Here is a 19,685-nt window from a genome sequence, read left to right as displayed (position 1 = left end):
CTCCAGCGACCGATCGCGAAGGCGAACCTGCCGCGATCCAGAACGACAAATCCGACCCCCAAATTCGAACACATCAGGTGGAGAACATGACACGAGCATTGATCGTTGGAGGTGGCATCGGCGGTCTCGCGACCGCGCTGGTGCTCTCGCGTCAGGGAATCGAGGTGGACCTGATCGAGCGCGACGCCGAGGTGCGAGCTCTCGGCAGCGGCATCACCCTCATCGGGGCGGCCGTGCGGGCGCTGGACCGACTGGGTGTCCTCGACGAGTGCCTGGCTGAGGGATTCGGCAGCAGCGAGATGAAGGTGTGCACGCCCACCGGCGAGGAGCTGGTCCGCATACCCTTGCCGTCAGCCGAAGCAGGCGCTCCCGGGCTGCTCGGGATGACTCGGCCCGACCTGCACCGTGTACTGCTGACCCGGGCGACCGCTAAGGGCATAACCGTGCGGACGGGCATCTCACCGAAGTCCATCGACGACCTGGCGGACACGGCCCGCGTGGAGTTCGACGACGGGTCGGTCGGGGAGTTCGATCTGGTGATCGGTGCAGACGGTCTGCGGTCGACAGTGCGCGAGATGGTTTTCGGCGCGCACGAGCCGACGTTCCGGGGTCAGGTGTGCATCCGCGCCGTACTTGACCGTCCGGCGGAGATCACCACCGAGATGCAGTTCCACGGCCGCCAGTTCACTCACGTCGGCTTCACCCCGATCAGCCAGAGCAAGATGTACCTGTACTGCTGCGTTCCGGTCCCGGCCACCACCCGGCCACCACAGACGGAGCTTCCTCGCATCCTGCGCGAGCACCTCGCCCCGTTTGGCGGCCCGGTTGGCGCCGTTCGCGAGTTGATCATCGATCCCGCAGCTGTGCACTACGCGCCACTCGAAACCATCGTGGTTCCCCAGCCCTGGTACCGAGGTCGCACGGTGCTGGTCGGCGACGCCGCGCACAGCACCACGCCGCAGTTGGCCGCCGGCGGTGCCATGTGCCTCGAGGATGCGCTGGTGCTCGGTGAGGAACTCGCCGCCGCCGCAACCATCCCCGATGCGTTGCACGCCTACTCGAAGCGTCGTTTCGACCGATGCAAGTATGTCGTCGACACTTCAGTGCAGCTCAGTGCTTGGCAGATCCAGCCTGAGACACCCGATGTCGAACAGCAGCGTTTGTCCAGCGAGGCCTTCAGCATCCTCGCGGGCCCGTACTGATCCGCCAACCACCGATTATTCCGATCGAAAGCATAGTGATGGGCAATACGACGATCGACAATGACCTGCATCTACTGCGCACCTACATCGAACGGTGCAGTAACTGGGGGAGGTGGGGCGAAGACGACCAAATCGGCGCCATGAACCTCGTGGGGCCCGAGGAGGTTCGCCGCGCCGCAGCGCTGGTCACCGCCGGCAAGGTCATTTCGCTCACCCTGCCTTACAACCAACACGGTCCACAGACGGGCTCCTTTCGGGCGAATCCGCAAATCCTCACCACGGCAACGGGAACCGACCACCTGGCGGGTATGCAGGACCCGCTGCCCGGCGGGTTCGGGCCCGCGCATGGGTTCGGTTTCGCCGACGACGTCCTGGTCATGCCCACCCAGTCCGGAACCCAATGGGATGCCCTCTCTCATATCTTCTGGGAGGGTCGGATGTGGAACGGCCGCCCGGCATCCGAGGTCACCTCGTCGGGGTCGACGAGCAACAGCATCGAGAACCTCACGGGCCGCATCGCGATGCGCGGTGTTCTCGTGGATATGCCGGCACACCGCGGGGTGGACTCACTCGAGCCCGGCGATGCTATTGGACCCGACGATCTGGACGAATACCTCGAGGCACACCAGATCACCGTTCAGCCCGGCGACGCACTGATCGTTCGCACCGGATTCATGAAGGCCCGCCGCGGCGACTGGGGCGACTACGCGGGTGGATCTGCACCGGGGCTGTCCCTGCACACCGCACCGTGGCTGCGCCAGCACGACATTGCAGCGGTGGCAACCGACACCTGGGGTGTCGAGGTGCGCCCCAACGAGATCGGCTGTTTCCAGCCACTGCACGTGGTCTCGCTCGTGCACTCCGGGATCACCTTCGGAGAGATGTTCGACCTCGACGCGTTGGCCGTCGACTGCGCCGCCGACGGCCGCTACGAGTTCATGTTCGTCGCCTCACCACTGCCCCTGACCGGGGCCGCCGGTTCGCCGGTCAGCGCACTCGCCCTGAAATAACCCGCTCAAGGAGCATCATGTTCGAACCCTTTCCCGGTAACTACGTCTGGAACCTGTCGGTTGGCATCGCCTTGGAGACAGGCGGTCTGATCGGCGAAATCGACCGTGCCTGCCGCCCCCTGGCGGCGGCCGACTTCGCGAGCGAGGACGACGCCACGGAGGCGTTCTTCCGCTCCTGGTGTGGGCTCGCCGACACCCTCGTCGAGCTCGCCGATGAAGACGAGAAGCTCGGCCGCCGCCACAGCGCGGGGCACAAGCACCACCGCGCCGCGATCTACTACCAGACGGCCGAACGCATGCAGAACCACTCGTTTAGCCCCCGCAAGGAGGCCTACGCCAAGACGTTGCGCAGCTTCTCGCAGTACCTCGAACTGACCGAACAGCCCACCGAACGAGTCGAGATCCCTTTCGGCGAAGGCAGCTTTCCTGGCCTGCTCATGCGCGCCGACACCACCACACCTGCCCCGTGCGTGATCTTCTTCAACGGGCTCGACAGCACCAAAGAACAGTTCTACGGCAGCGGCACCGCGCAAGAACTGCGACGCCGCGGCATCTCCACCCTGATGGTCGACGCCCCTGGATCCGGGGAAGCACTGCGCCTGCGCAACATGACCGCTATCCCCGAAAGCGAACGATGGGCCGCGGCCTGCATCGACTACCTCGACGACCGCGCCGACATCGACTCCGACATGGTCGGCATGCTTGCCTGGTCCCTCGGCGGTTACTACGGGCCCCGCGCGACCGCCTTCGAGCCGCGCATCCGATTCTCCGTCGCGTGGGGCGCGAACTACGACTGGGGGCAGGTCCAGCTCCAGCGGCTGGCCAATCAGGGTGACCGGCCGGTGCCGCACTACTGGGACCACGTCCGATGGGTCTGGGGCGCCGCGGACATGGACGAATTCCTCTCCCTCGCACCGAAGATCACTCTTCGGGGAATCATGGACCGCGTCACGGTGCCGTTCCTCGTCGTGCACGGCGAACACGACCGCCAGATCTCCGTCGACTACGCCCACGCCCTCTACGACGACTTGGTCAACAGTCCCAAGCGTGAGCTGAAGATCTTCACCGACCGCGAAGGCGGCGTCGAGCACTGCAGCGTCGACAACATGTCGGTCGTGACCGACTACATCTGCGACTGGATCGACGAGACAGTTCGCGACCTCCTGTCCTCCCGAACGTCTCAGTGACACCACTACCCCCGACGAGGTGCACACGAAAGGCATTGTCGATGAACGACACCGACGCCGAACTGCTGTGGGAACCGACCGACGCTTTCATCCGGGGCACGGTCATCGACCGGTTCCGGTCCTTCCTGCGGGAGGAGCGCGGCCTTGACCTTCCGACCTACGATACGCTGTGGAACTGGTCGACGACCGACGTCGAAGGGTTCTGGGCAACCGCCTGGGAGTTCTTCGGGCTCTACGACTACTCCGGCTACGACCAGGTCCTCACCAGCGATCCCATGCCTGAGCACCGCTGGTTTCCCGGCGCGCATGTCAACTTCGCAAAATACCTGCTCGCCCAGGGCGGCCCTGCCGACACTGCAATTGTCACCGTCGACGAAACCGGAGCGCGGGAGGAGATGGACCGCGCCGAACTGCGTCGACAGGTCGGCGCTCTCGCCGCCACACTGCGTTCGCTTGGTGTCCGCAGAGGGGACGTCGTCGCGGGATACCTGCCTAACACCGCGCACGCCGTCATCGGGCTACTCGCCACCGCGACGCTCGGTGCGGTGTGGGCGTCGGTGGGACAGGACTACGCGGCCTCCGCCGTCGTCAGCCGGCTCGGACAGCTGCGGCCCGTAGCGTTGATCACGGCGGACGGTTACCGGTTCAACGGCCGAGAACACCCGCGGGTGGATGCCGTCGACGAGATCCTCGCTGCGATCCCGACCATTGCGCACACGATCCTCGTCTCCCGCCTCTGCGAGCCACTCCACCGGGCGGATCTGTTGCTCTGGGAGGACGCCGTGTCCGGCGACGCTCAGGTTGATCCGGTCGCAGTCGAATTCTCGGAACCGTTGTGGACGCTGTTCTCTTCAGGCACGACCGGGGTGCCGAAGGGGCTGGTACACAGTCACGGCGGTGTGCTGCTCGAGATGCTGAAGATGCTGCGCCTGCAGATGAATATCGGTCCCGGGGACCGCTTCTTCTGGTACACCTCACCGAGTTGGATGATGTGGAACGTCCTGGCGGGGGCGCTTACGACAGGGGCGAGCATCGTCTGCTACGAAGGCGCGCCCGCCTACCCGGACGAAACAACGCTGTGGCGCTTCGTCGAAGAGAACGGCATCACGTTCTTCGGGACCAGTCCGGGATACCTGCAGGCCTGCGCTGCGGCGGATATCCACCCGCGCAGAGACTTCGACCTCTGCTCGCTGCGCGCGATGGGATCGACCGGCTCACCCCTGTCGGCCGACACCCACCGATGGGCGCGCGAACGCATCGGCGACCTCCCACTGAACTCGTCGAGCGGCGGAACCGACGTCGTCGGCGCGTTCCTGCTAGGTGCACCCGACGTCCCAGTGTGGGCTGGCGAGCTGTCCGCCCGCGGTCTCGGTGTCTGCGTCGAATCATGGTCTGCGGATGGATATCCGGTTGCAGCCGGCGAGGTCGGCGAACTGGTCATCACACGACCCATGCCCAGCATGCCAGTCCGGTTCTGGAACGACCCGGACGGAAGCCGCTACCGCGATGCCTACTTCGCGATGTACCCGGGAGTGTGGCGACACGGGGACTGGATCACCCTTACCGAGCGAGGATCCGGCATCCTGCACGGCCGATCCGACGCCACCCTCAATCGCAACGGCATCCGCATGGGCAGCGGCGACATCTATGCCGTCGTCGATTCGGTACCCGGAGTCGCCGAAGCGCTCGTCATCGGGGTCGAACGACCCGATGGGTCCTATTGGATGCCAATGTTCGTCGTAGCCAGACAAGGCCGAACCCTCCAGGACGGACTCAGATCAGCAATCGAGGCGGCGATCCGCTCCGATCTATCACCACGGCATCTGCCCGACGAGATCATCGAAGTCGCCGGGATCCCACACACCAAAACCGGAAAGAAACTCGAGGTGCCGATCAAGAAGATCCTCCTCGGAGCGGACCCCGCCTCGGTCGTCTCACCGGACGCACTGGACGACGCCACGCTGCTTGACCAGTTCGTCGGCTTCCGACCGCACGGTCGCGCCCACGCCGACACCTGACATCGCCGCATTCCAGACCCCGCTCTCGAACTGCCGGGCAGCGTCGCCCAGGGCCAGCGCGGCGTCAGAGAGGCTGTCGAGGATCTCAATGCGGGCGGCTCGGTCCGCTTCGCTCAATCAGTGCCGGGGATCTGGTCGTACGCGGCGGCCAGCACCGTCAGGGTCCGACCGACCGCGAACAACTCCTCGCGCGCCTGCCGCACCTGCAGCGCGAGACCACGCACGCCAGCCGGTGTCCCATCGGCGCAGGCCGCGTCCGCTCCGCGGCGAGCGGACGTCAAGCTCTCCAGGAGCCGCATCCGATGTTCGGCCCACTCCGACATCTATTCCCACTCCCACTGCCGTTCGCCCTCGAACACCCGCAATCTGCTCCCCGGGCTCCGCCCCGCCAGGACCGGACCTTCCGTCGTTCACTCGAGGATCGGACTGATACACCCGAACCACCGCCGTGGCAGTACCGCTCCCGCCCTGCCTCGAGTGCCATACCCGACCTACCTCCCGCATCCGATCCCGTCGCGCTCCGCTTCCATTGTTCTTAGCTGGCCGTGGTAATGCATCGGGTCAGAAGAGCGTGTCTTGGTCTCGGCCGGCATCGAGTTTCGCGGTGAGAAGCCGGGTCTCGTCGTAGCCGCCGGAAAGAGCCTCCCGGATGGCGAGGGAGCGTTCGTATCGGGTGCGGCCCTGGCCGTCGAGAAGCGCGGCACCGGCGTGACGGCCGAGGGCGACGGCGTAGCGGATGTTCTCGGATTGGGTGGAGCGGATGAGGTGTGCGGGGTCGACGCGAACGCACAGGGGTTCGTGGCAGCGGTGCTCGCACACGACGCCGTCGCCAAGGGGCCCGAATTCGAGTTCGATGGCGAAGCGGTGCGCGAGGACGGTGCGTTGTCTTCCGTCGCGTTGGAAGTTGAGGCGGCCGTAGCCATCCGGTGCGCTGATCGCGCCGGTCCAGTACCAGCATGTCGGCGAGCGTACGACTTTCGACCAGAACGCGGCGATCGTGTCCGCGGTCGGCGCCAGTGTGTGGTCGAACTCCCGGCGGCGTATCACCACACCGGCAGGCGCAGGCGTGGCAGTACACGGCGAGGCGAGGTTCCCCATGCCAGGCAGCGGTAGCGGGTCGCCGGCCACTGCGCGTTAGGCGGTCTCGCGCAGCGGTTCCGCGGTCTGCCCCGGGTCGGCCGACACTGCGGGAGTGGACTCCGCCACAGCGCCAGTCACGGGCTCGGCGGAAGGTTTCGCGCTGGCCGCGGTCTTCAGCCACGACTTGACCTGTCGCTCACTGACATCGAGCGCGAACGCGACCTCGGCGATGGAGGCGAAGTCGGTCAGCTCGGCCAGCGCGGCCGCCCAACGCTCGTCGAGGTCCGCGGTACGCGCCTCGTTTGCACGGTTCAGCTGCTCGATTTTCTGCTCGTGGTCGGCGCGCAGTTTCGCGATCTTGTCGTCGAGCTTGGTTGCGAGCTTGGCGATCTCGCCGTCGAGATTCGCGTCAGCCCCGGCGCGGTGTTCGCCGGCCACGAGCACGGCCTCGACGAGTTCGTCGAGGCGCGACTGACGCTCGGCTTGGCGCCGGCGGTAGTCGGCGACGGTGCGGCTGGAATGCGGACGAGAGGAGCGGCGAGATGCCTTGTCTGAATCGGAGACCATGCCCGCAGTCTAAACCGAGGCTCGCGCTCGACTGCGCTAACACAAGCCCCACCGAGTTCCGGCAGACCGTTCAGGTCTGCCGGAACTCATGCCCGACCAGCGGTCGAGTATGAAAACGCCACACACCTCTTGCACTATGAGTGGAACCGCCGTCCCGGCATGGCAGAATGGCGCCCGTGATGACCATCCACAAGCTCTCCGCGGGTGATGGTTACACGTATCTGACGAAGCACGTCGCCGTCGCTGATGCGACCGAGACGACGAAGTCGAAGATCAACGACTACTACAACGCCAAGGGCACTCCGCCCGGTCAATGGCACGGTGCGCTCGCCGAGCGGGCGGGCGTCGAGGTGGGTTCGGAAGTCACTGAGGCGCAGATGATCGCGACGTTCGGCGGCGCCTGGATGCCGAACCGCGACGAGATGCGCGCGCAGCTCAAGGCCGAGGGGATCGACGAGTTCGAGATCTCCCGCCGTACCGCTCTGGGCCGTGCGTTCCCGCGCTTCGAGGGTTCGGGCGCGCTGCTGGAGCTGGTCGAACAGCGCTGCCAGGAGCACAAGCGCGAGCACGGCGAGTACCCGCCGGCCGATGTCGCTCTGGGCTTCAAGCGCGAGATCGCGCGAGCGATCCTGCGGCAGAACAAGCCCGAGCGTGCCGAGTTGGTGACCGACTCCGACGTCGACAAGTTCGTCGCCGAGTCGTACGCGAAGGCCCGTCAGCCGGTGGCCGGCTACGACCTGGTGTTCACGCCGATGAAGTCGGTGTCGGTGCTCTGGGGACTCGGCACCCCAGAGGTCAAGGCCGCGATCGAGGACGCGCACCGCAAGGTCGTCGACGAGACTCTGAAGTACATCGAGGACCAGGTCGCGTACACGCGCCGGGGTGCCGGAGGCGTCCGCCAGGTGAAGGCCGACGGACTGCTCATCGCGCGATTCGACCACTGGGACAACCGCGCTGGCGACCCGAACCTGCACACGCACTGCGCCGTGGTGAACCGCGTTTTCGCGGAGGGATCGTGGACGTCGATCGACGGGCGACTGTTCTATCAGGCCGCGGTGTCGGCATCCGAGATGTACAACACGAAGATCGCCGACGAGGTCTCTCGGCGTCTCGGTGTCACCTTCGCCCCGCGCGCTGACACCCCTGCCGGCAAGCAGCCGGTCTACGAGGTGGAGGGCGTTCCGCTCGGGCTGATCGAGGAGTTCTCCCGCCGCCAGGCGATCGAGACCCGGCAGGCCGAACTGGCTGCCGAGTACAAGGACGCTTACGGGAAGAACCCGCCGAAGAAGGTCCAGTACGCGCACGCTCAGCAGGCGACGCTCGACACCCGCAACCACAAGAACCCGCCGCGGTCGATGGCCGAGATGCGCCGCGAATGGTCCGATCGTGCAGCAGCTGTGCTCGCGACGGACGGCGTCAGCGAGTCGATCGAGACGCTGACCTCACTGGGCCGCGAAGGCGATTCACGGCCCCGCTACGAGTCGCAGATGTTCGAGGAAATCGCGGCACGCATCGAGGACGATCTGTCGCGCAAGGCCGGAACCTGGACCGGGTACACGATCCGCGCCGAGGTCCAGCGTGCGCTGCGCGAGTACCAGTTCGAGTCCTCCGAGCACCTCGACGCCGAGGCGGATCTGATCGCGAGCTCGGTGCGCGATCACCTGTGCCGCCCGGTGTTCGTCGAACTGCATTGCGCCCCGGAGCTGCTCGCCGAGCGCGAGTCCGCGATGCACATGCGGCTGCACACCAAGGACAAGTCGGCACTGAAGTACACCTCCGCAAAGGTGCTCGAGGCCGAAGTATTCATGCGCCGCATCGCGGACTTCGCGAGCACTCTCACAGTCGACGAGCAGACCATCGAGGCGAAGATCGTCGAGGCCGAAGAGAGCGCCGGGCATCGTCTCGGCGACGACCAGCGCGCCATGATTTCGCACTTCCTCACCGCGCAGAAGACCGTCGCCGTCGCAGTCGGTGCGGCCGGTGCCGGCAAGACCACGGCGGCCGCAGTGATCGCCCGATCCTGGGAAACCACGGGCGCTTCCGTCATCGCTCTCGGCCCGTCCGCGCGGGCGGCGGAGGTGCTCGGCGAGGAACTCGACGTCGAGGGCCGCACGATCGCGGACGTACTCACCCGCGCCCGCCACGGCGTCCCCACCGGCATCGCGGCCGGTGACCTTCTCCTCGTCGACGAGGCCGGAATGGCATCGGCCCGTGACCTCGCGGAGCTGACCCAGATCGCGCTCGATCACGGCGCCGTCGTCCGCCTTCTCGGTGACCACCAGCAGCTCGCGTCGGTCGAATCCGGCGGCGTGCTGCGCGATCTGGCCGAGCGCACCGACGCCCCGTTCCTGCGCGAGGTGCACCGCTTCAAGAACCCCGAGGAAGCCGAGATCACCCTGTCGCTGCGCGACGGCGACACCGATGTTCTGGCCTGGTACGAGGACAACAAGCGGATCAAGCAGGCGATGAAGCACGAGCTGGTTGACGAGGTGTTCGCCGACTACGTCGCCGACATCGCCGACGACAAGGTCGCGCTGATGGTCGCGCCGACGAACGAGCTGGTGCGCCAGCTCAACGAGAAGGCCGCGATGTTCTACCGCGACAACGGCACCGTGTCCGGCCGCGAAGTCGAGCTCGCCGACGGCCTGCGCGCCGCGGTCGGCGACGTCGTCGTCACCCGAAAGAACACCAGCAAGTTCGCCGTCACCGCGACCGGCAAGGGCAAGGCCGGCCGAATCAAGAACGGCGACCTGTGGACCGTCACCGCCGTCGACGACAGCGGATCGCTCATGCTCGAGAACCGCACCAGCGGCGGCACCGTGTGGCTCCCAGCCGACTACGTCCAGGCCAGCGTGCAGCTCGGCTACGCCTCGACCGTGCACCGCAGCCAGGGCATGACCGTCCAGCGTTGCCGCGTCCTGGCGGACACGTCGATGAACCGGCAGTCGCTCTACGTCGCGCTCACCCGAGGCAAGGAAGCCAACGTCGTCTACGCGGCCGCAGACGAGCTGCCGGACCGGGACTTCGAGCACCGGCCCACCGAGCACCCCGGCGCAATGGCCGTCCTCGCGTCGATCATCGAGCGCGACGGATCGCAGAAGACCGCGCTGGCGCAGATCGAGGAGGCAGCCGCCGAAGAGCGGTCGATGCCCGAGCAGATCGCCACCTACACGCATGCCGTCACACGCCTCTACGAGCAGAAGGCGCAGGCCATGCTCGCCGAGACGCTCACCGGGCAGCAGCTCGCGGCGGTCAGCGGAACCGACGGCTGGACCGGCTTCATCGAGGAGTTCGCGCGCTGCGAATCGCACCGCCTCGACACCCGTGCCCTGCTCGACGCCGCAGTCGGCGAGCTGCGAGCGGTGGGCCGCGCCAAGGGCTTCGACGACGAGGACAAGACGCCCGCGAAGGTCCTTACCGCAGGACTCGAGGCAGCGCGCAAGGCCGAGAAGCTGCCGCCCCGCACCGACGAGCTGCGCCTGCTCGGTGTGCCCGCCGTCCCGTCGAACGGCGACGGCATCGACGCCGATGCGTATGCGTTCGTCGCCCAGATTGCACAGCGGATGAGCGGCGAGGTCCACGCCGCCGCGGCCGCCGCCGAAGCCGAGCCCGCCACCTGGGTCGCCGCGATCGGTGACCCCGGCAAGGACCCGCGCCGCGCCGCGATGCGCCACCAGGTCATCACCCGGATCGTCGCGCACCGTCTCGCGAAGGGCATCGACCTGCAGGCCCCGGAACCGCTGCGCGGGCTCAAGAAGGACGGTGTCCTCGCCGGCCTGATCGAGTCCATCGGCTCCGGTGAGCAGTACCGGAAGGTCTACGCCCAGATGGACGCTCGCGACCTCGCAGCGGCGCGGACCGCAGCGCGGGCGCGGATCGCCGACACCCGGCACCTGCTCTCTCTCGCCGAGGAGGACGTCGCCCGCCTCACCGCGCGCCCGACCGCCACGGCGGCACAGGACCAGCGCACCGAGAACATGCGTCAGGCCCAGCAGATCGCCGACGTCCGGGCGGCCCGGGAGCGCCTGGACGCGCTGCGGGGCAATCCGCTCGCGGGCGCGGACCGTGTCGGGCGGGCCGCTGCCGAGGTCGACCGTCTCGCCGCGACCGCACCGCCGGAGTCGATGTGGAGGGCAATCGAGTTCGCTGCCCGCCACCAGCAGGAGTCGATCGAGCGCGTTGCCCGCGACAGCGCCACGGACGAGGCCGCCATCGCGACCGCGACCAGCACCGTGGAGCGACTCGGCCGCGTCCTGAGCCACGACGAGGAAACCCTCGCCGCGATCGACGCCGAACGCGCTCTGCGTAAGAGCGGCGTTGGCCCGCGCACCGGCAGCGCATCGACGGCAGACCGCAACGACCGCGTCCGCGGATCCGGACCCGAGCTGCCAGAGCCCGACACCCGCCGCGACGCCGGCCCCGAGAACGAGCTGTAGAGACCACACGAGACAAGGAGATCGCGATGACCTCACCCGCCGACCAGCGCAGTATCCGCCTGATGCGCAACCGCATCGACGACCTGCTGCGCAGGTTCGCGACGTTGCGCGCGCAGAACCAGAAGGTTCCGCGGCCGCGCCCCGTCGCCGAGGTTCTGTCCGGGCTTACCCCACGCGAACGCGGCCTCGTGCAGGCCGTCGCCGCGGCCGCGGCCTCGCAACAGCGCTACGGCGCCGACGCCCCGCAGACCCAACAACTGAACCGCGTCGTCGAACGCCACACCGAGCGATTCGAGACCACCTACCGCGACCGGGTCGAGCCCGCCCGCGACCAGCGACCCTCCGCCGTCGACGCGCTCACGAACGCGGCCGTCGCCGTCGCGATCGGCTACGCGATCCACGAAGCACTGCCCGAGGCCGCCGCGATCGACGCCGCCGTGGGGGAGCAGTACGGACTCGCCGCGCCTGCCGTTGAGATCGATTCGGCCGCAGCGGATGTGTTAGCGGCCGACGACGTCGTCGAGCCGTCCGTCACCGAGGCGACGCAGGAACCGGACGCTGCAACTGTGGAAGCGAGCCCATGGGTCGACGGGATCGAGGGCCTGACGCCCGAACTCCTCGACGCGCTCGCCGCCGCATACGAGAGCCACCCCCACGACCTCACCGACATGCTCAACGCGCAGGCCGGCACCGAAGTCGACGACAGCGCGCCCGGTGTCGGTGTGGAGGCCGGACTCGAGGCGGACGCCGGTCTCGCGGTCTGATTGGCCCGAGAACGATCTCGAACGAGCTCGGCCGTTGGCGGAGTTCTCCACCAGCGGCCGAGTCGCGCAGTCTTACTCGCCGAGCAGGGAACCACAGCAGGTCAGTTCGTGAAGGCGCAGGGCGGTTGCCGCTGGACCCTGGACAGCTAATTCAGCCTTGAGCGGTGCCGGTTGGGAGCCTTTTGCCCGTTTTCAGGCCACGATCGCGGTCACGAATGTACGGTTCGATCCGACTTATTCCACTCTTCATCGGAGGATTGAATGCCCCTCGGCTCCCTTTTCGCGTACGGCGGCTCACCTGTTGGCGGCTCGCTCGCACTCGGATTCTTGGCTCTGGTAGTCGGAGGCACTGGCCTTTGGATCAATGACGTGCTGAACAACCCGCACAACCCGTTCTACGGCATGTAGCCGATCGGGTAGATCGCCAAACAATCAGCCCAGGCACCCCGCCGAAGCATCCAACATAAGTGGTTGCTGCGGGGGAGCCTGGGCTGATTGTTGCCGCGGCGCTATTCCTACTCGCCGAGCAGGGCTGCCCGAATGGCGGCGGGGACGGCGGCGCTGCCCATCGACGGGTGCATGGTCGGCGCGTGGGACATCGGCCCGGTGTCGCCGTCGAGGATGACGCGCAGGTGCGGTTCGAGGTGGTGGATCCACCAGTTCGACATGGCTGCGGGGTCTTTGTCGGCGCGGGCCTTCTCCCACGCTTGGTGGAGGGCCTTGAGTCGGCCGACGACCTCGGGGTACATCCACCAGCGCTCGTCCCAGCTCAGTCCCTTGCCGGCGTCGGGATTGATCCGGCGGCGGATCACCTTGATGAAGAAGCCGTCGACCCACTCGAAGACGTTCGCGAACCGGGGCTCGACCGTCTCTTCCTCTTCCTCTTCACCGTCGGGCTCGTGCTCGTCGTACTGCGTGAACTCTGGCTCCGCCTCGCCGTCCTCGACGACGTCCTGCTCGTCCTCGGCCTCGTCCTGCTCGTCCTGGGGTTCGGCTTCCTCGGTGTCGCCGTCGGATTCGGCTTCCTCGGTCTCGGTCTCGGCCTCGTCCTCGGGTTCGGCTTCCTCGGTGTCGCCGTCGGATTCGGCTTCCGCGGCTTCGCTGGCCCACATCTCGTCGAGGGCGGCGTCGGTGTCGAAGTCGTCCTCGGCGCCGTCCTCGGTTTGGCCTTCGTCCCACGCGAGCTGGTTCGGGTTCGTGGCGATCATCGTCGGGTCTCCTCGTGTCCGGTGGAGGTGTCGAACAGGGTGTCGTCCTGCAGCAGCAGAGCGAGCTCGTCGACGACGGGCTCAGGCTCGGCGGCCGGTGCCGGTGCCGGTGCCGGTGGAACTATGGGAACTTCGGGCACTACCGGTGCGGTGTTCGTGCTGGTCACTGGCGCGGGTGCGGGGGTGTTCCCGCCCTCGTAGAGTTCCTTGGATCGTTCGATCTCGGCGGCGTAGGGGCCGTTGCCCCAGAACGCCTTCCGCAGCAGCAGCGGCTTGGACGCGGCGAGCTGGATGACGGCCCGGTCACCGGGGAGGGCGGCGAGGTCGTCCGGCTTGAGGATGCGTTCGGTCTGCCAGGACGTCGAGACGGATCCGCCGCCGCCGGACAGTCCGCCGCTGCGGCTGGAGGATTCGGTCTGGACGTGGTGCTCGCCGATCAGCTCGGAGAGCGAGCCCAGGTACTCCTTGTCGGTGACGTTGCCGCCGTACCAAACCATGTTGCAGGCGTCGAGCATCGCCTGGAACTTGCCTGGTCCCCACACGTTTCGGCCCTGCGAGGGCGACTGCAGGATGGTGATGGGGATGATGCCGCGAGAGCCGAAGTGGCTGTACTTGTTCGGCAGGTCCTGCAGGCGGCAGCAGTTCGCGGCCTCGTCGAGGACCGCGACGAGGGGGACCTCGAGTCGGCCGGTGCCGGTGCGCGAGCCTGCCTCTTCGGCGCAGTCGAGGACCTGGCCGATGATCGCGGTGGTCAGCGCGGCCGCGGAGTCCGGGCCTTCCTTCGACAGGGCGTAGAGCGAGTCGGTGCTGGTGACGAACTCTTCCGGCTTGAACTCGGGCAGGTCGTGGATGTGTTCGCCTGCGGTGACGACGACGCGGCCCTGGCCGTCGACGGTGATGTTCACGCGCTGGTTCGGCAGGATCGCCTGCGCGTAGCGCTGGGAGTCCAGCGATTCGAGGAACCGGCGTGCCATGTCGAAGAAGCCGTCGCGCTGGCGCTCGGTGACGTTCTGCTTCGACGAGAGCATTCGGGCGACGGCCTTCTCGCCGTTGGCCTCGAGGATCTTCGCCGGCACGGTCGACTGGTCGTTGGCCATCCACTCGACGGCGTGGATGAGGTCACCGCCCGCGAGCGCGGCCGCGAGCATGTAGGTGGCGAGCAGGTCCTGGGCGGATCCGTCGAAGTAGGCGTCGACACGGGCGCCGTCTTCCTTCGAGGCGCCGACGAAGTAGGAGGCGACCTTCTTCGCCGAGGGCAGGTCGTGGATCTGGCGCAGCGGGTTCCAGAAGAACTCGGCGCGGCCACGCGCTCCGGTCGTCACGCCCTGCAGGTCGAACAACCAGATGCCGCCGAGCTGCTCGCGGGTGTAGCGGGTGTGGGTGTAGATGTCGGGCTTGTTCGAGGTGGCCACGAGCGGCCCGGGCGCCGAGCAGGCTGCGGGCACCGCGATCGCGGCGGTCTTGCCCATGCGGGCGCCGGCGATGACGACCGCGACCCACTCCCACGGCATATGCACTGGCAGATTGCCTTTGACGGTGTGGCCCATGAGGATGCCGCGGTACGCGGGGTGGGCCGGTTCGAGTCCCGGCGCGAGGCGCTTGGACTGGCCGGTGGACCACTTCTCGTTGACCAGGTCGACCTTGCGGACCGGGGTCATGGTGTCGGCGGCCTTGTCGACGTCGCGGCGCGGGCCGTTGCGCACCGATCGCTTCGCGAAGTACAGCATCACCGCGACGAGCACTGCGGTCACCGCGATCACCAGGGCGATGAGGATCCACGTGGCGGCCGACGGCCACGACCTGCGGCCGAGCGCGAGTTCGAGCGCGAGAGCGGGTGCGTTCCATGTCGGTTCGGCTCCGCCGCCGAGCCGGTAGGCGAGCATGACCAGGCCGAGCGCGAACAGCACGACGGCCATCGCGCCGAGGAACAGGACGTCGCCGCGGGCGCTGGCGCCGGGGCGCTTCGATACTGCCTTCATCGTGCGCTCCTGATCTTGTAGGTCGAGGCCAGCCACGTTCCGTCGGATCCGCGTTCGAGGGTGACGTCGGCGATCTGGGTCTTGTACGGGGTGCTCTGTCCGCCGGGATGGAGCACGATCTGCTTGATCTGGATCGGCGCGATCGCGGTGTTGCCGCTGACCTTGGTGCCGTCGAGGATCGTGGCCGCGGCGGTGACGGTGTCGCCGCTGCGCGCCCAGGCGTCCCATTCCTTCGGCGGCTGCGGGGCCGGGGTCGGTGCGGTGGCTGCGGCCTGGGCGAGCTGGCCGGTGAGCAGGCCCGCGGTCTGGGCCCGGTTCATTGCGTCCCAGCTCGAGGAGTCCTGGGCGGGCTTCCAGGAGAACAGCATCGACATCGCGTTGCGCGCCACGTCCTGCGGCTCCGCGCCCTGCGGTGCGAGTGGGTCGATGTGCGCGTGGCTGTCTTCGCCCGAGCTGGTGCCGGCGACCGTATCGGTGGTCACCTGCCGGACCAGGACGACCCCGCCGATCAGTACCAGCGCGGCGACGACTACGCCGATCGCCATCCACAACGTCTTCGTCCTCATCGCTCTGCTGCCTTTCCTGCGAACTGTGCGTCGAACTGCGGCATCCGGCCGAGGATGTCGGGCACGTACGCCTGGGTTTCTGCGTAGGGGGGCATTCCGCCCCACTGCTCGACGGCGCCGGGTCCGGCGTTGTATCCGGCGAGCATCATCTCGATCGGGTCGCCCTTGACCTGCCCGGATGCGATCTTCGGGCGCAGGTAGTCAGCGACGTAGCAGTCGTAGGCGCCCTGGGCCATGACGGCATCGCCGATCGAGTTCGGGTCACCGGCACCGGCCGGGCCGATCTTGTTGCCCTGCTCGTCGACGGGATACCCGTAGGCCGCCCAGGTCGCGGGCATGAACTGCGTATATCCCGATGCGCCCTTGTTGCTGACCTGGCCGGGCTGGAATCCGGATTCCTGTTGGAGCTGCGAGGCGAGCAGCGCGGGGGTGACCTCGGTGCACTGCTTCGCGCTGATGACCAGCCACTTCTCGAACTCGGGCGGGACGCTGCCGGGGGCGAGCTCGCCGCCGGACTCGCCGAGCTTGCCGGTCACACAACCGGATGCGGACGGGGGAGCGCTCGATCCGTTGACCTCGGGGGCCGGCCCGTAGCTCTGGCCTGCGGTCGGGGTGCCGTGGCCGATGGTCGTGACGTGGACGTGGTCGTAGTGGTTCTGGGTCGGATCGCCCCGGTCTTCCATCGTGTTCGGGCTGCCCTGGGCGGGAATGTATTCCTGCCGCCAGATCATGTAGTCGATCTGGAAGTAGTCGCGGTGCGTCCACAGGTAGTCGCGGACGCCGTCGCCGAGCTTGCGGCCCTCGTCGGAGGAGTAGTCGGGGATCATGATGTCGACCGCGCGCCCGGACGGATGGTCCGGGTACGGATCGGACGGGCGCCAGCCGCCGATGGTCGTGAGCTGCGGGAACTTCGCGTGCACGGCGCGGGCGACGCGCACGGCATCGACCTGCCAATGCTCTTCGGAGCCAACCGAGGCGGGCAGTGCCGCCATCTCGGCGCCCGGTGCGGGGGCCGACGGCGCGGGGGTGGTCGTCGACGGCCCGGAGATCGAGCCGCTGCCCGGGTCGACGCCGCGGGTGTAGTACGGCAGCGGGTCGGAATCCTCGCCGCCCGTGTGGCGGCCGCCTTCCCACACCTCGAAGTGCAGGTGCGCGCCACCCGCGCCGGGTGGGCTGACCTCGCCGTTGTAGCCCTCGTTGGCGATGTGCTGGCCGGCCTTGACCTGGCCGCCGGTCTTGACCAGCACCCCGTCCTCGAACATGTGCCCGTAGACGGTCGAGACGAGCTGGCCGTTGATTTGGTGGTCGATCACGATCCACTGGCCGAATCCCGTGGCGGGTCCAGCTTCGTGCACGACTCCATCGGCCATCGCGAAGATCGGTGTCCCGGCCGGTCCGGCAATGTCGATGCCGCGGTGGCCGGGACGGTCAGGGCTGCGCCAGGCCGAGGTGATCGTGCCGTCGCCGCTCTTCATCGGCTTGGACAGCGATCCGGCCGGAACGCCCTGCGCGAGACCGCTGGACGGGCCATTAGGCACACACGGTGTGATCGCGCCGTCCTCGTCCGAGGTGCTGACGAAGATCGTCACCATCACCAGGAACGTCACGAGCGCGGCGACGAGCGCAGCCCCCTTCTTCATCTACACGGCCCCCCACGCGGGCGAGAGCTGCTCCGTCAATTCGAGATTGGCCTGCCGCAGCCGCCGGACCTCGTCCTCGAGGTCCCGCAGCCGCTGCGGCAGTTCTTCTTCGGTGACCACACGCGGCCGACCGAGTTCGGCATTGATCCAGCGCACGACCGTGTTCACGTGCGCGCCGAGCGCCTCAGCGATCGGCGTGCAGCATTCGAGCCGCGACCGGTACTGGTCGCGGGTGTCGTTGTAGGTCTTGATCGCCCACTTGCGGGTCGTCTCCGTGTACCCGCGACTCATGCCGACGCCCGGCGGTCGATCAGCTCCGCGAAACGCACGTTCGTGTCGTGCAGGCGCAGCTCGTCCTCGGTCGGGGTCAGGATGGTCTGGATCGGGATGCCCGGGGCACCGTCCTTCGAGATCTTGACCATGAACTTGCCCAGGCCCATCGGCTTGCGCCGCTGGCCGCGGCGCTGGCGGCGCAGCGGCGCACCCCGCGACCAGGAGGTGATCATGTCCCGCTCGGCCGGGGTGAACTGCAGGACGTCCGAGAGTCGTTCGAGCTCACCGGCCGGCAGGCCGCCGCAGATCACCATGCCCGCGCGCTCGATGAACCCCTTGGCGATCTTCACGTCCACCTCGTTGGGCAGCGATTCGAGGTCGCGGCCGGTGTGGGTGATCTGCAGCAGCCCGGTGCCGTCGGTGCGGTTGAGGCGCGTGAGCTCGTCGATCCGGTTGACCATGCCCGCGCCCGCGCCGAGGACCTGCCACAGCTCGTCGAGCACCGCGAGGAAGTACTTCTGCGGGGCGAGCCCGGCGTCGGCGAGCAGGTGCGCCGCCTCCATCGCGCCGTAGGCGTCGGACCAGCACGAGAGCATGACCGCGGCCTTGAGCTTCTTGTCGCCGCGGGTGAGCGCGGAGACGTCGATGCAGATCGCGGTCGCGGTCAGATCCAGTGGCGTGGTGGTGTGGTCGGCGAAAATCTCGCCGAGCGGGCCGTCGAGCAGCGCCTCCATCGACCGGCGCAGCGGCTTGACCGTCTCGGTGTACTCGTCGGCGGAGTCGGCGGCCGCGACGGCGCGAAGCCGCTCGGACCCGGCACCGATCTGCGTGGCCAGGTCGCGGACCAGCGGCGGGCGGTCGAACGAGAACCGGCCGTGCTCGCGCAGCTCCCGCAGCCCGGCCGAGATGAGCGAGTACTCGAAGTCCGCGACCGGGGCCTGGCGGATCAGCTCGATCAGCGCGGTGACCATCGTGACCTGGCGCGAGTGCACCAGCTCCTTGGTCTCCTCGATCAGACCGAGCTTCCCGGCGTCGGCGAGGGTGTCGGCGTTGGCTTCGAGGATCGGGATGGTGGAGCCGAGCGAGCCCGCAGCCAGCGGGTTCAGGTGGCCCTTGCCGTGGCCGAGGCTGATGACCTGCCCGCCCATCGCCTGCGTGATGCCCACGTACTCGGGCTTCATGTCGCCGGCGACGATCGGCACCTGGCCCTGAGCGCACGCGCCCAGGACCATCTTTCGCATGAACGTCGACTTCCCGAGGCCGGGAAGCGAGAGCACGAACGCGGACGGGTTCGAGATCAGCCCTTCGGCGAACCACGAGAGGACGTCGCAGCAGGCGGCCTCCCCGGTGTTGAGGTGCACGCCGACCGGGGTGCCGATCAGCGGCGCCGTCGCGCCGACCATCCACGGGTTGAGCCCGCACGCGTGCATCGTGGTGGCCTGGTACTCGAGCGGCGGCTGCACCGTCTCCATCGCCCCGGCCCCGGCGCCGGTGTACCCGCGCGGCGACAGGCTGTAGGCCCGCCGCCACTTCGGGTCCCCGGTGTCGGCGAGGCGCTTGGCCGTCCGCCGGTTCTCGCGCCGCCACTTGTTCAGGGCCCGACGCTTCTTCGAGAACATCGGCGGCTCGTCCGCGCCGCCTTCCTCGATCTCGGCCGTGAGCGCCGCCAACGCGGCGTCGTCGTACTCCGACACACCCTCGAGGACCGCGGCCGTGCCGCTTCCTGCTTCGTTGTTCCAGCTCATGGTGACTTCT

General features: G+C 67.9%; 14 protein-coding genes. 6 read left to right on the top strand and 8 right to left on the bottom strand.

From position 1 onward, the window contains the following. Positions 1 to 86 precede the first annotated feature (86 nt). The 4 genes from ACQ5DX_RS28915 to ACQ5DX_RS28900 are packed head-to-tail and all read left to right on the top strand — an operon-like array spanning position 87 to position 5,417. A complete protein-coding gene (locus ACQ5DX_RS28915; protein WP_430336172.1) occupies positions 87 to 1,202 on the top strand; it encodes an FAD-dependent monooxygenase in 1,116 nt (371 codons plus the stop codon). A 53-nt stretch (positions 1,203 to 1,255) separates the two neighbouring features. After that, positions 1,256 to 2,212 (top strand): cyclase family protein, encoded by a 957-nt coding sequence (locus ACQ5DX_RS28910; protein ID WP_430336340.1) that lies wholly within the window; start codon positions 1,256 to 1,258, stop codon positions 2,210 to 2,212. Positions 2,213 to 2,229: 17 nt separating this feature from the next. Next, a complete protein-coding gene (locus tag ACQ5DX_RS28905; protein ID WP_430336171.1) occupies positions 2,230 to 3,399 on the top strand; it encodes an alpha/beta hydrolase family protein in 1,170 nt (389 codons plus the stop codon). Positions 3,400 to 3,440: 41 nt separating this feature from the next. Continuing rightward, the gene (locus ACQ5DX_RS28900; RefSeq protein ID WP_430336170.1) at positions 3,441 to 5,417 is read left to right on the top strand and encodes an acetoacetate--CoA ligase; all 1,977 of its coding nucleotides are present in this window, start codon (positions 3,441 to 3,443) and stop codon (positions 5,415 to 5,417) included. Between the two features lie 561 nt (positions 5,418 to 5,978). On the opposite strand, the gene ACQ5DX_RS28895 is transcribed toward ACQ5DX_RS28900, so the two are convergent. Continuing rightward, entirely contained in the window at positions 5,979 to 6,467 is a 489-nt protein-coding gene (locus tag ACQ5DX_RS28895; RefSeq protein WP_430336169.1) for an HNH endonuclease, read from the bottom strand. A gap of 84 nt (positions 6,468 to 6,551) precedes the next feature. Next, positions 6,552 to 7,064 (bottom strand): hypothetical protein, encoded by a 513-nt coding sequence (locus ACQ5DX_RS28890; RefSeq protein ID WP_430336168.1) that lies wholly within the window; start codon positions 7,062 to 7,064, stop codon positions 6,552 to 6,554. A gap of 179 nt (positions 7,065 to 7,243) precedes the next feature. On the opposite strand from ACQ5DX_RS28890, the gene mobF reads away from it, so the two are divergent. Next, a complete protein-coding gene (mobF, locus tag ACQ5DX_RS28885) occupies positions 7,244 to 11,500 on the top strand; it encodes a MobF family relaxase (RefSeq protein WP_430336339.1) in 4,257 nt (1,418 codons plus the stop codon). 26 nt (positions 11,501 to 11,526) lie between these two features. After that, a complete protein-coding gene (locus ACQ5DX_RS28880) occupies positions 11,527 to 12,264 on the top strand; it encodes a hypothetical protein (protein ID WP_430336167.1) in 738 nt (245 codons plus the stop codon). A gap of 515 nt (positions 12,265 to 12,779) precedes the next feature. On the opposite strand, the gene ACQ5DX_RS28875 is transcribed toward ACQ5DX_RS28880, so the two are convergent. Genes ACQ5DX_RS28875 through ACQ5DX_RS28850 form a run of 6 tightly spaced genes read right to left on the bottom strand, consistent with a single transcriptional unit; the run spans position 12,780 to position 19,675 of the window. After that, positions 12,780 to 13,472, bottom strand: a complete 693-nt coding sequence (locus tag ACQ5DX_RS28875) for a DUF4913 domain-containing protein (RefSeq protein ID WP_430336166.1) — start codon at positions 13,470 to 13,472, stop codon at positions 12,780 to 12,782. Further along, a complete protein-coding gene (locus ACQ5DX_RS28870; RefSeq protein WP_430336165.1) occupies positions 13,469 to 15,451 on the bottom strand; it encodes a type IV secretory system conjugative DNA transfer family protein in 1,983 nt (660 codons plus the stop codon). Before ACQ5DX_RS28870 ends, ACQ5DX_RS28875 begins: the two co-directional genes overlap by 4 nt. Beyond that, the gene (locus ACQ5DX_RS28865) at positions 15,448 to 16,017 is read right to left on the bottom strand and encodes a hypothetical protein (protein WP_430336164.1); all 570 of its coding nucleotides are present in this window, start codon (positions 16,015 to 16,017) and stop codon (positions 15,448 to 15,450) included. Before ACQ5DX_RS28865 ends, ACQ5DX_RS28870 begins: the two co-directional genes overlap by 4 nt. Next, entirely contained in the window at positions 16,014 to 17,657 is a 1,644-nt protein-coding gene (locus tag ACQ5DX_RS28860) for a peptidoglycan DD-metalloendopeptidase family protein (protein ID WP_430336163.1), read from the bottom strand. Before ACQ5DX_RS28860 ends, ACQ5DX_RS28865 begins: the two co-directional genes overlap by 4 nt. Further along, positions 17,658 to 17,948, bottom strand: a complete 291-nt coding sequence (locus tag ACQ5DX_RS28855; RefSeq protein WP_430336162.1) for a transposase — start codon at positions 17,946 to 17,948, stop codon at positions 17,658 to 17,660. Beyond that, positions 17,945 to 19,675, bottom strand: coding sequence for an ATP/GTP-binding protein (locus ACQ5DX_RS28850; protein ID WP_430336161.1), 1,731 nt, complete (start codon positions 19,673 to 19,675; stop codon positions 17,945 to 17,947). Before ACQ5DX_RS28850 ends, ACQ5DX_RS28855 begins: the two co-directional genes overlap by 4 nt. Positions 19,676 to 19,685: the final 10 nt, after the last annotated feature.

The sequence above is a fragment of the Rhodococcus sp. ACT016 genome, from assembly GCF_050477185.1.
In the GTDB taxonomy this organism is placed as follows: Bacteria; Actinomycetota; Actinomycetes; order Mycobacteriales; family Mycobacteriaceae; genus Prescottella.
This window is presented reverse-complemented; position numbering and strand designations above follow the sequence as displayed.